13 protein-coding genes and 1 pseudogene are annotated in these 11,276 nt (G+C 33.2%); 12 read left to right on the plus strand and 2 right to left on the minus strand.

Features of this window, described 5'->3' with window-relative positions; translation table 11 throughout:
- Positions 1–81: 81 nt before the first annotated feature.
- A complete protein-coding gene (pduL, locus tag ABUA27_RS10015; RefSeq protein WP_288834469.1) occupies positions 82–651 on the minus strand; it encodes a phosphate propanoyltransferase in 570 nt (189 codons plus the stop codon).
- A 144-nt stretch (positions 652–795) separates the two neighbouring features.
- Here pduL and cdaA point away from each other — a divergent pair, with 144 nt between their 5' ends.
- The 12 genes from cdaA to ABUA27_RS10075 all read left to right on the plus strand — a co-directional run bounded on the left by cdaA (position 796) and on the right by ABUA27_RS10075 (position 10,796).
- On the plus strand, positions 796–1,596 hold the full coding sequence (gene cdaA / locus ABUA27_RS10020) for a diadenylate cyclase CdaA (RefSeq protein WP_022424452.1): 801 nt from the start codon (positions 796–798) through the stop codon (positions 1,594–1,596).
- On the plus strand, positions 1,589–2,698 hold the full coding sequence (locus ABUA27_RS10025; protein WP_129980910.1) for a CdaR family protein: 1,110 nt from the start codon (positions 1,589–1,591) through the stop codon (positions 2,696–2,698). The genes cdaA and ABUA27_RS10025 overlap by 8 nt, the downstream gene beginning before the upstream one ends.
- 13 nt (positions 2,699–2,711) lie before the next feature.
- Entirely contained in the window at positions 2,712–4,058 is a 1,347-nt protein-coding gene (gene glmM / locus ABUA27_RS10030) for a phosphoglucosamine mutase (RefSeq protein WP_187012943.1), read from the plus strand.
- Between the two features lie 76 nt (positions 4,059–4,134).
- Positions 4,135–4,788 carry a response regulator transcription factor gene (locus ABUA27_RS10035; protein ID WP_330040262.1) on the plus strand — a complete coding sequence of 218 codons (654 nt, stop codon included), beginning with the start codon at positions 4,135–4,137 and terminating at the stop codon, positions 4,786–4,788.
- On the plus strand, positions 4,788–6,101 hold the full coding sequence (locus ABUA27_RS10040; protein WP_129980908.1) for a sensor histidine kinase: 1,314 nt from the start codon (positions 4,788–4,790) through the stop codon (positions 6,099–6,101). Before ABUA27_RS10035 ends, ABUA27_RS10040 begins: the two co-directional genes overlap by 1 nt.
- Before the next feature lie 44 nt (positions 6,102–6,145).
- Positions 6,146–7,261, plus strand: coding sequence for an aldo/keto reductase (locus ABUA27_RS10045; RefSeq protein ID WP_349820647.1), 1,116 nt, complete (start codon positions 6,146–6,148; stop codon positions 7,259–7,261).
- A 5-nt stretch (positions 7,262–7,266) separates the two neighbouring features.
- Positions 7,267–7,689 (plus strand): hypothetical protein, encoded by a 423-nt coding sequence (locus tag ABUA27_RS10050; RefSeq protein ID WP_129980906.1) that lies wholly within the window; start codon positions 7,267–7,269, stop codon positions 7,687–7,689.
- A gap of 112 nt (positions 7,690–7,801) precedes the next feature.
- Positions 7,802–8,026 carry a hypothetical protein gene (locus tag ABUA27_RS10055; protein ID WP_161220272.1) on the plus strand — a complete coding sequence of 75 codons (225 nt, stop codon included), beginning with the start codon at positions 7,802–7,804 and terminating at the stop codon, positions 8,024–8,026.
- Positions 8,007–8,711, plus strand: coding sequence for a purine-nucleoside phosphorylase (deoD, locus tag ABUA27_RS10060; protein WP_349820648.1), 705 nt, complete (start codon positions 8,007–8,009; stop codon positions 8,709–8,711). The genes ABUA27_RS10055 and deoD overlap by 20 nt, the downstream gene beginning before the upstream one ends.
- Positions 8,711–9,322: an HAD-IB family hydrolase gene (locus ABUA27_RS10065; RefSeq protein ID WP_022424461.1), complete on the plus strand. Its 612-nt coding sequence runs from the start codon at positions 8,711–8,713 to the stop codon at positions 9,320–9,322. The genes deoD and ABUA27_RS10065 overlap by 1 nt, the downstream gene beginning before the upstream one ends.
- Before the next feature lie 90 nt (positions 9,323–9,412).
- Positions 9,413–10,489 carry an alanine racemase gene (gene alr, locus ABUA27_RS10070; RefSeq protein ID WP_287969243.1) on the plus strand — a complete coding sequence of 359 codons (1,077 nt, stop codon included), beginning with the start codon at positions 9,413–9,415 and terminating at the stop codon, positions 10,487–10,489.
- Complete coding sequence (locus ABUA27_RS10075; RefSeq protein ID WP_022424463.1) at positions 10,479–10,796, plus strand: hypothetical protein; 318 nt, start codon at positions 10,479–10,481, stop codon at positions 10,794–10,796. Before alr ends, ABUA27_RS10075 begins: the two co-directional genes overlap by 11 nt.
- A 12-nt stretch (positions 10,797–10,808) precedes the next feature.
- Here the strand turns inward: ABUA27_RS10075 and ABUA27_RS10080 are convergent.
- Positions 10,809–11,213 (minus strand): annotated as a pseudogene (locus tag ABUA27_RS10080) (recombinase family protein); the annotation flags it as partial.
- Between the last annotated feature and the right edge of the window lie 63 nt (positions 11,214–11,276).

The following is an 11,276-nucleotide window of genomic DNA, read 5'->3' on the forward strand; positions in this document are numbered from 1 at the left end:
CCACAAAAGACGGACCTCGGTCCGTCTTTTGCTTTTTATGAAACTATAATGAGTTATTTACCCGTTACAGCCTCTTTAATATTAATCTACAATAATTGTACCTTCTTTAGGTGCACCAGCAGCATTTGATTCATCAGTATCAATATGCATGAATGTAGCATAAGTATCTTTAACACGGCACATAACATCACCAAATACTAATGAACGACCATTTGTTTCAACTTCTACTTTAACAATCTGACGATCCTTAATACCCATAGCTTCTGCATCTTCTGGAGAGAAGTGGATATGACGTTTTGCAGCAATAACGCCTTCAGTTAATTCAACTTCACCCTTAGGACCAACTAATTTACAAGCACCACTACCAGCAAGGTCACCAGAACCTCTTACAGGTGCTTCTAAACCTAATGATCTTGCATCAGTAAGAGCTAATTCAATCTGAGTATAATCTCTTACAGGTCCAAGAACAGACATAGCTTTTTCTCCTCTAGGTCCTACTACCTTTACCTTTTCAACACATGCAAACTGACCTGGCTGAGAAAGATCCTTCTTCTTAGTTAATTCATAACCTTCACCAAATAAAGTTTCTAAATCAGCCTGACGTAAATGAATATGTCTAGCTGAAGTTTCAATAATAATCTTGTTATTCATAATCTGCCTCCTAGTCACGTATTTTACACCCTTTTTCTTATTTTGAAAAGGCTTACTTTACAAATTAGTATAAGTGTAACACATCAATGTTTGTTTTCATTGATTTACAAAACTGTTATAATATCTGTAAGTGAGGTTGATGTTATGATTAATATTATTACGTCGGAATTACCAATGATTTGGAAGTTTGTAAAATCAGCTATTGATTTATTGGCAGTATGGGTTTTATTGTACTATGGTATCATGATGTTTAAGACAAACATGCGTACTATGCAGTTATTTAAAGGAGTTATTGTAGTTCTTCTTGTTAAGGCTATTACGAGTGTTCTAGGGCTTGTGACTCTTGGTACTATTGTAGATGCAGTCATTACATGGGGAGTATTGGCTATTGTAGTCATTTTCCAACCAGAAATACGTGTTTTATTAGAGAAGATGGGACAAACTAAAAATGAAGTACAGCATCGTTTATCTGATGATGAAAGAGAACGTGCTATGGATGAACTTGTTGAATCTATTACAACTATGTCTAAGGATAAAACAGGCGCATTAATTACATTTGAGCGTCGTCAGTCTTTACAGGACTTCATTAATACAGGTGTTAAAGTGTCTGCTTCTATTAAAGCAGAACTTCTAACTACAATCTTCTATGAAGGTACACCTCTTCATGATGGGGCTACTATTATTAAGAATGATATGATTGTGGCTTCTGCCTGTTTCTATCCTCCTACTAATAAGGAAATTCCTTCACAGTATGGAGCAAGACATAGAGCGGCCATTGGTATTAGTGAAATCACTGATTCTTTGACAGTGGTTGTATCTGAAGAGACAGGAAATGTTAGCTTTGCAGCTAATGGCGAACTTACAAGAATTAACTTAAATGAGTTACGTTCTAAATTAATTGCAGAGTTGAACTGGTATGATGAAGGTGGTGAAGACCATGAGTGATCCTAAGAAAAAGAAACAGACGGATTCTACTACAGATTTTTTCTTACAGTTTATGAAAGAAGAAAAGTCTGATAAAGAGAAGACAGAAGCTAAAAAAGAAGAAAGAGAACAGACTTATACTAAAACAGTAGAAAAGTTTTCTTCAGGTTATAACTACTTTAATAAGCTATTAGATAAGCTTCTTGCCAATAAGCATTCTGTACGTATTCTTTCGTTTGTGCTTGCAGTATTTTTATTTGTTTCATTCTCTGGTGGAGATGTCATGAATTCTACCACTGCAGGGGCAACTTTAAAGAAAGTGCCAGTACAGGTAGAAGGTTTAAAGGAAGGTTATGAGGTATCAGGACTTCCTGCAACAGTAGAAATAGGATTAATTGGTCCTTCTATGGATATCTATACAACTAAATTGACTAGTAATTATGAGGTTTATTGTGATTTATCTGAATATAATGAAGGAACACATCATGTGACTTTAAAAACAAGAAGTTTTGATAGTGATTTGACTGTTATGTTGATTCCTGAGACAGTGACTATTAAGATTCTACCTAAAGTAGATGCTAAGTTTGACTTAGGATATAAGTTTATTAATCAAGATAAATTAAATGAAAAATATAGCGTTTCAGTTGATACAATATCTACAAAACGTGTTACAATAACAGCGACACAAAATAATCTAGATAAGATTGATAAGGTCCAGGCGCTTATTGATGTAGAAGGCAAGACAAAAGCATTCCAGCAGGCATGTGAAATTAAAGCATATGATGCCGATGGCAATGAAGTACAATGTACAATCGCACCAGAAAAGGTGAATGTTAGCTGTCATGTAGATTCTTATTCTAAGGAAGTGCCAGTTAAACCAGAATTTGTTGGCCAATTGCAGGATGGCTATCAAATGACAAATTATAAATTATCTAGCTCTACTGTAACTATTTATGGTAAGCGTACTGATATTAGTGATATTAACTATATTACTTGTCAGGTAGATGTTTCTAATTTATCAGGATCAACAACATTATCTGGTATTGCGTTACAAGGGAATGACAAGATAAACAAGATGTCACAGACAACTGTAGATGTGACTATGTTTATTGAAAAGAAATAGAGAGGACAAAAAAATGGGTAAATATTTCGGAACAGATGGTTTTAGAGGAGAAGCAAATAAGACTTTAACAGTAGAACATGCTTTTAAAGTAGGTCGTTATTTAGGTTGGTATTATAACCGTAACCATAAAGCAAAAATCGTTATTGGTAAGGATACAAGACGTTCAAGCTATATGTTTGAATATGCATTAGTTGCAGGTTTAACTGCAAGTGGTGCAGATGCATATCTTCTTCATGTCACTACAACTCCTTCAGTATCTTATATTGTAAGAACTGATGGATTTGATTGTGGTATCATGATTTCTGCATCACATAACCCTTATTATGATAACGGTATTAAGTTAATCAATGATAAGGGTCAGAAGTTTGATGCTGAAGTAGAAAAGCAGATTGAAATGTATATTGATGGTTTAACTGATGAGCTACCATATGCAACTAAGGATGAAATTGGTCGTGCATTAGATTATTCTATGGGTAGAAATAGATATATTGGTTATTTAATGAGTATTCCTAAACGTGCATTTAGAAATGTTCGTGTTGGTTTAGATTGTGCGAATGGTGCTTCATCTAATATCGCAAAAGCAGTATTTGATGCATTAGGAGCTGAAACATATGTTATCAATGATCATCCAGATGGAGTAAACATCAATACTGATTGTGGTTCTACACATATGGAAGCATTACAGAACTTTGTACGTGAAAAAGGTTTAGATATTGGTTTCGCATTTGATGGTGATGCTGATAGATGTTTAGCTGTAGATGAATTTGGTAGAGTTGTAGATGGTGACTTAATTCTTTATGTATGTGGTCAGGAATTAAAGAAAAACAATGAATTAGCGAATAACACAATCGTTACTACAATCATGAGTAATATTGGTCTTTATAAGGCTTTAGATAAGATTGGTATTGGTTATGCTAAAACTGCTGTTGGTGATAAGTATGTATATGAAAACATGGTCACTAATGGTAACGTTATTGGTGGAGAACAGTCTGGTCATATTATCTTCTCTAAACATGCAACAACTGGTGATGGTATCCTAACATCATTAAAGATTCTTGAAACATGTATTGAAAATAAAAAGACATTAGCTCAGTTAACTGAACCAGTAACTATTTATCCACAGTTATTAATCAATGTACGTGTAAGTGATAAAGCTACAGTATTAAATGATGCAGATATTAAGAAAGCAATTGAAGAAGTGACAGAAACATTAGGTGATGATGGTCGTATTTTAGTAAGAGAATCTGGTACAGAACCATTAATTCGTGTCATGGTTGAAGCACAGACAGATGAAATTTGTCATGAGAATGTACTTAAGGTAGTAAATCTTATTAAAGAAAAAGGCTATGCCGTTAAATAATCACATAATCTAACAAAATATTGCCACTTTCGTGGCAATATTTTCACTTTATAATGAAATATGGGAGGTGAGTCTCTTGAAATACAAAATTAATATTATTGATGATGAGAAACACTTGAATGATATAGTAAGAACATATTTAGAAAAAGAAGGATATGAATGTACTTCTTTTTATACTTATGATGAAGCTCTAATGCATTGTGATGATGATGTACATTTATGGTTAGTTGATATTATGCTTGATAAGAATAGTGGATTTGATTTGTTGACAGCTATTAAATCAAAGCGTTCTGATATGCCTATTGTCTTTATGTCTGCAAGAGACCAGGACTTTGACCGAATTATTGGTTTAGAAAAGGGCTGTGATGAATATATTACAAAACCATTTAATATGAAGGAAGTGATTCTTCGTATTCATAACGTTTTAAAGCGTGTCTATAAAGATACTGAAATGATTGATATTGATGGTTATATGGTGGATGAATCTAAACGTAAAGTATTAGAAAATGACCATGAAATAGATCTGACTACTAAAGAATATGAATTGCTTCTTTATTTTATGAAGAATAAAGGTATTGCGATTTCTCGTGAACAGGTCTTAACACGTGTCTGGGATGAAAACTATTTTGGTAGTGACCGTGTTGTAGATGATACTTTAAGACGTTTAAGAAAGAAGATGCCAAATATCAATATTAAGACAATCTATGGTTTTGGCTATAGACTAGACTAATGTTTAAATCTTTTTCTTTATTAAAACAGCTTCTTGTAGTAATACTTGGTTTAGCTATCATGTTAGTGGCTGTTGTAATGCCTATTGTAGATTCTAATGTGCATGATATTATTGATGATCAGATGTATGAAAAGCTAGAGACATCACAAAGAGATTCTGTAGAATATGACTTTATGCCTTCTAATAATAAAGAGAAGGCAATCTATACAATTGTTTATGATCCTACAGAAAATGCCTTTACATTTAGTAATCTTTATGGAGATGCCACTACATTGACATTACTATATAACTATTTATTTGGACGTGATTTAGAGAAGATTGTGAATAGTAGAAGACATAATACTATAGAAAGTAAAGGAACTTATGCAAGAGAAACTTATTATTATCGTATTATGAAGGTCGATGATGAGTATTTGATTTCTATTATGTCTAATTCTTATTCAGATAAGCTAATCACAGATATTCGTAATCGTATTATTTATATTCTTTATGCAGTACTTACTATTTTCGCATTAGTACTCGTCTTATGGGTTATTTCTCTTATTCGTCCTTTAAAGAAGATTAAGACTTATGTGGATTCTATTGCGAATCGTGAAGAAGCGACTCTAGTCATGGATCGACAAGATGAAATAGGTGTTGTAGGAAATGCGATTGTCACAATGAAGGATGAACTCATGAAACAGGAAAAAGTCAAAGAAGAAATGATTCATAATATTTCTCATGACTTAAAAACACCTATTGCACTTATTAAGACATATGGACAGAGTGTGAAGGATGATATCTACCCATATGGTGATAAGGACAGTTCTATGGATATTATCCTAGAAAATGCAGATCGTTTAGAACATAAAGTAAAATCCTTACTCTATTTAAATAGATTAGATTACTTAAGTGCTGAAGAAAGTGAATTAAAACCTTTCCCTATCAAAGACTTAATTGAACATATCGTCATGCAGATGGAAGCAATGCAGCATATCCATATAGAAACAGATTTAGATGATGTGGCTTTTATTGGTAATGAAGAACATTGGCGTGTTGCGATAGAAAACATTATTGATAATGCATCACGTTATATGAAATCTGTTATTAAGATTACTTTAAAAGAAGATACACTTATTATCTATAATGATGGTGATCCTATAGATGAAGATAAGAAAGAAGATCTCTTTAACCCTTATGTAAAAGGAATAAAAGGTCAGTTTGGTTTAGGCTTATCCATTGTATCTAAGATTGCAGATATGTATGGCTATGATATTCATGCTGAAAATAAAGATATAGGTGTTGCATTTATATTTACGAAAAGAGCTTCCTAGTTGGGAAGCTTTTTGTGATAGAATAGAGTAAAGGAGTTGAGAACATGACTTATTTTGGAGAACATACACCAAAGCTTGGTTTTGGTATGATGCGTCTACCACGCACTCATGGACAAATTGATATTGAAAAAACAAAGAAGATGGTAGATGCCTTTATGGATGCTGGACTGACTTATTTTGATACAGCTTATGTTTATGAAGGATCAGAAGAAGCAACTAGAAAGGCACTTGTAGAACGTTATCCTCGTGATTCTTATACACTAGCTTCTAAAATCAATGCAAAGATGATGTGTCATGATGAAGAAAGCTGTCAGGCACAATTAAAGGTCAGCTTAGAGAGAACTGGTGCAGGATATTTTGATTATTATCTTCTACATGCATTATCTGATGCCAATGTGGCTTTGTATGATCAATATCATATATGGGACTTTGTGAAGGATGCAAAAGCAAAGGGACTTATTAAACATTATGGTTTCTCTTTCCATGGAACACCACAATTATTAGATGAATTACTTACTAAGCATTCTGATGTAGAATTTGTACAATTACAATTAAACTATGCAGACTGGGAAAACCCAGCTATTACATCACGTGCCAATTATGAAATTGCGAGAAAACATCAGAAATCTATTGTTGTAATGGAACCTATTAAGGGTGGTACACTTGCCTCACCACCTGAATCAGTCAGAGAAATACTACATAATGCGAATCCTGATATGTCTATTGCATCATGGGCTGTACGTTATGTCGCGTCACTAGATGGTATTATTACAGTACTCAGTGGAATGAGTACAATGGAACAGGTACTAGATAATATTTCTTATATGAAAGATTTTAAACCTTTAAGTAAAGAAGAACAGAATACGATTAAGGAAGCACAAAAGGCATTAGATGCCATTGAATCTATTCCATGTACTGCATGTCGTTATTGTACACCAGGATGCCCAATGGGTATTGAAATCCCAGATATTTTCAAGGCAATGAATTGGTACAAGATTTATGGTATGAAGGATAAAGCCAAGGATCGTTATGAAAGCACTGTTCAAAAGAGTGCGAAAGCATCTGAATGTATAGAATGCGGGCAATGTGAGGGTGTTTGTCCACAACAGTTACCTATTATCAAATATTTAAAAGAATGTGCTGATGTATTAGAGGAGTGATGTATTTGAAGAAATGGATCGTATGTCTATTAAGTTTATTATTAATAACAGGATGTACACAAAAGAAGGTTGCATTACCTAAACCTGTCACTATTGAATTTTATTCAGTTAAGACATGTTCTGAATGTATCGCTTTTAAGAAAAATGCGATACCTTATTTAAAGAAACGTTATAAGGATATTACAATCAAGATGTATGATATGGATGATACAAAAACAACAGATCATTATAATCAAGCAATCAATTCTTTAAAGGATTTTGATGATGAATATTATGGTTTAGGTCCATTTATTTATGTAAAAGGTTATTTTGCCTTACTAGGATATGAAACAGATGATGAAGAAATACTCGCAAAAGATATTGAACGTGTCACAAATGGAAAGAAACCTACTCAAGATTTTAATAATCGTAGGTTTACTGTTAAGTAGTACATCATGTAAAAAAAATATATATTCTGTAAAAGTCTATGGACTTAAGTCCTGTGGAAATTGTAGAATATTAATAGATGATTTCAAGGATGATGAAAACATCCATCTGCATATGATTGATATTGATACACATATTTTAGCTTATAAGAAAGAGATCGCATTATATGATGGTTTGAGTGATAACCAGGCTCCTGTCATCATGACAGAGTCATTTGCGAAAGTAGGTTATTCTAGTAAAGAATATAAGGTACTCAAAAAAGCAATCATATCAGGTAAGAAACCAAATCTAAAAAATTATTATAAAAGGAGATCGAATTATGGCAACACCACACAATGAAGCAAAAAAAGGTGATATCGCAAAAACAGTCTTAATGCCAGGAGACCCATTACGTGCAAAATATCTGGCAGAAACATATTTAGAAGATGTTGTACAGTTCAACGCAGTAAGAAATATGTTTGGATATACAGGAACTTATAAAGGAAAGAAGATTTCTATTATGGGTTCAGGAATGGGTATGCCTTCTATTGGTATCTATTCTTATGAATTATTTACACAATACGATGTAGAAAACATCATTCGTATTGGTAGTGCAGGTTCTATGCAGAAGAATGTACATATTAGAGATGTGATTATTGCTCAGGGTTCATGTACAGACTCTAACTTTGCTCATCAATATGAATTACCAGGTACTTTCTCAGCTATTTCTTCTTATTCATTATTAGAAAAAGCTGTTACACTCGCAAAAGAAAAGAAGATCAACTACCATGTAGGTAATGTTTTAGCATCTGATATTTTCTATCATGCAGATACAACTTCTGTAGAAAAATGGTCTAGAATGGGTGTTCTTGCAGTAGAAATGGAATCTTATGCATTATTTGCAACAGCTGCTTATTTAGGTAAGAACGCTCTCACATTACTTACAATCTCTGATTCTTTAGTCAATGATGAACCAGAAACTACTGCCCAAGAAAGAGAAAAGACATTTACTGCAATGATGGAAGTCGCATTGGAGATTGATTAATGAAACAGAAGTGTGCATTTTTTGATTTTGATTATACAATAGCTCATGGTGATTCTATTAGGAAGCTATTGTCTTATACTTTAAAGAAGTATCCTTTATCAGTATTCCGATTTCTTCCACTTATTCCATATGGAATTGGCTATGTATTACATATCTGTTCTATGGAATCAATGAAATCATGGGTTCATTTCCCTTTAGATTTACTCACTGAAGAAGAAATCAAAGACTGTTATGAAAAGGATATCGTACCTACATATTATCCTCATATGGTTGAAGAGATGAAGAAGAGACAGGAAGAAGGATGCTTAGTATTCCTTGTCACTGCCAGTGCTGAAGCTTATATGCGCTTTAATACACTTCCTTGTGATGAGTTAATGGGTACAAAGACACAAATAAAGAATGGACATTATACATCTCGTATTATTGGTGAGAACTGTAAAGGTAAAGCAAAGGTGACTAGAATCAATCAGTATATGAAAGAACATGATTTAGAAATAGACTATGATCATTCTTATGGTTATTCTGATTCTGATTCTGATCTTCCAATGTTGGAATTATGCCGTTACCGTTATCGTGTCGATAGAAAAGATGGCCACTTATCAGACTTTTAAGCAGCACGTGAGTGCTGCTTTTTCAAACAGTTCTTGAAAAGTATAAATCTCTAGTTTATACTTTTTACGTAAGGAAAAGAGGAATATAAAATGACACGTTATCGTGATACGTATGCAAAAGTACGTTTAGATTATATTAAAGAAAATGTAGAAACATTATATAAAAAAACTAAAAAGCCTATGGTGGCTATCATTAAAGCAAATGCGTATGGACATGGCTATAAAGAAGTTGCTTCTGTTTTAAAAGATGAATCTATTATTCAGATGTTTGCAGTAGCTACTTTAAAAGAAGCTGTAGACTTAAGAGATTTAGGTGTAAAACAAGATATTCTAGTATTAGGTGCAATACCACTAGAAGACTTAGATATTGCGATTAAGAAGAATATCAGCCTTGCTTTATTCTCTTTTGATTACTTAAATAAGATTAATGAAATGCATCGTTATGATGCTCCTGTTAAGGTTCATTTAAGTATTGATTCAGGTATGAACAGAATTGGCTTTAAGACAGAAAAAGAATTTGAAAAGGCTATGGAAATGATAGATTCTTCTAAGATTGATGTGGAAGGTATCTTTACTCATTTTGCGACAGCAGATGATTTCTCCCAGGATGATGAATATGAAAAACAGTTAGCTTTATTTAAATCTATTGTAGGTAATAATCGTTTCAAATATATTCATTGTGATAACTCAGCTGCTATGATGTTCCATCATTCAGACTATGGTAATTTGACACGTATTGGTATTGCGATGTATGGTGTAGATCCACGTGGTGAAGAGAATAGTGATTTAAAACAAGCTATGAGTCTTTATACAAAAGTAGCCATGGTTAAAGTTGTACCTAAAGGTGAAAAGATTGGTTATGGTATGACTTATACAGCTGATGAGGATCAATATATTGCGACTTTACCAATTGGTTATGCAGATGGATTTACACGCGCTAATCAGGGTAGAGAAGTTTATATTAATGGTCATTACTATCCTGTAGTAGGAAGAGTATGTATGGATCAGTGTATGGTGAAGGTAGATGAAAATGTAAAGCCTGGGGATGATGTAGAAATCTTTGGAGAACATATCTCACTTGCGAAAATGGCTAAAGAAATCAATACAATCCCTTATGAAATCATCTGTCTCATTTCACCAAGAGTGGAGAGAATATATGAAAAATAGAAATCAATATGCGAAAACAATTAGAAGAATAGAAATAGGTTCTAACTTCTTATTAATTATTGGTATACTAGTCAGTTTCTTTATGTCATGGGGTTTGCCTGGAACTATAGGGACTGTTGTGCTTTATATCTTGCTTATGGCTTATAATTTTACTTTAATGAAAAGATGTCGTTGTGACTCATGTGGTCATGTTGATATCTTTACAAAGTCTAGAAGTTTTGTGACTGGTGTAGAAAATAGATGTCCTAATTGTAACCACAAGTTAAAAAATGATGTACCACTTAATGAAATAGAATTCAAGAAGTAAAAAGATGTCAGCTTAACGGCTGACATCTTTATTATTATATCTTTTTGCAAGTCTCTGGAATGTCGTATGACTTATTTCCAGCATCCTTCCTGCTTCTCTTAAACTAATTAAATTATTCTCCCAAAGCTGATAAATAGAATCAAAATTCTCTGGAATCTCCATGACTGGTCTACCAAACTTCACACCTTTTTCTTTAGCGATTCTGATACCTTCAGCTTGTCTTTGTCTAATATTTTCTCTTTCTATCTGGGCAACATAGGATAATATCTGTAATACAAGATCTGCAATAAACTTTCCTGTTAAGCCATTGATCTTATTTTTTGTATCAAGAAGTGGAAAATCTAATACACTCACATCTACATCCTTATCTTTTGTTAGTATTCTCCATTGTTCAATAATTTCATCATAATTTCCTCCATTTCCCCGCGCCTTCGTTGCGCGGACACAAATATATAACCAAACTCAAATCCACCAAAACTA

It is taken from the genome of Catenibacterium sp. RTP21428st1_D7_RTP21428_210409 (assembly GCF_040227455.1).
GTDB lineage: Bacteria > Bacillota_I > Bacilli_A > Erysipelotrichales > Coprobacillaceae > Catenibacterium > Catenibacterium mitsuoka_A.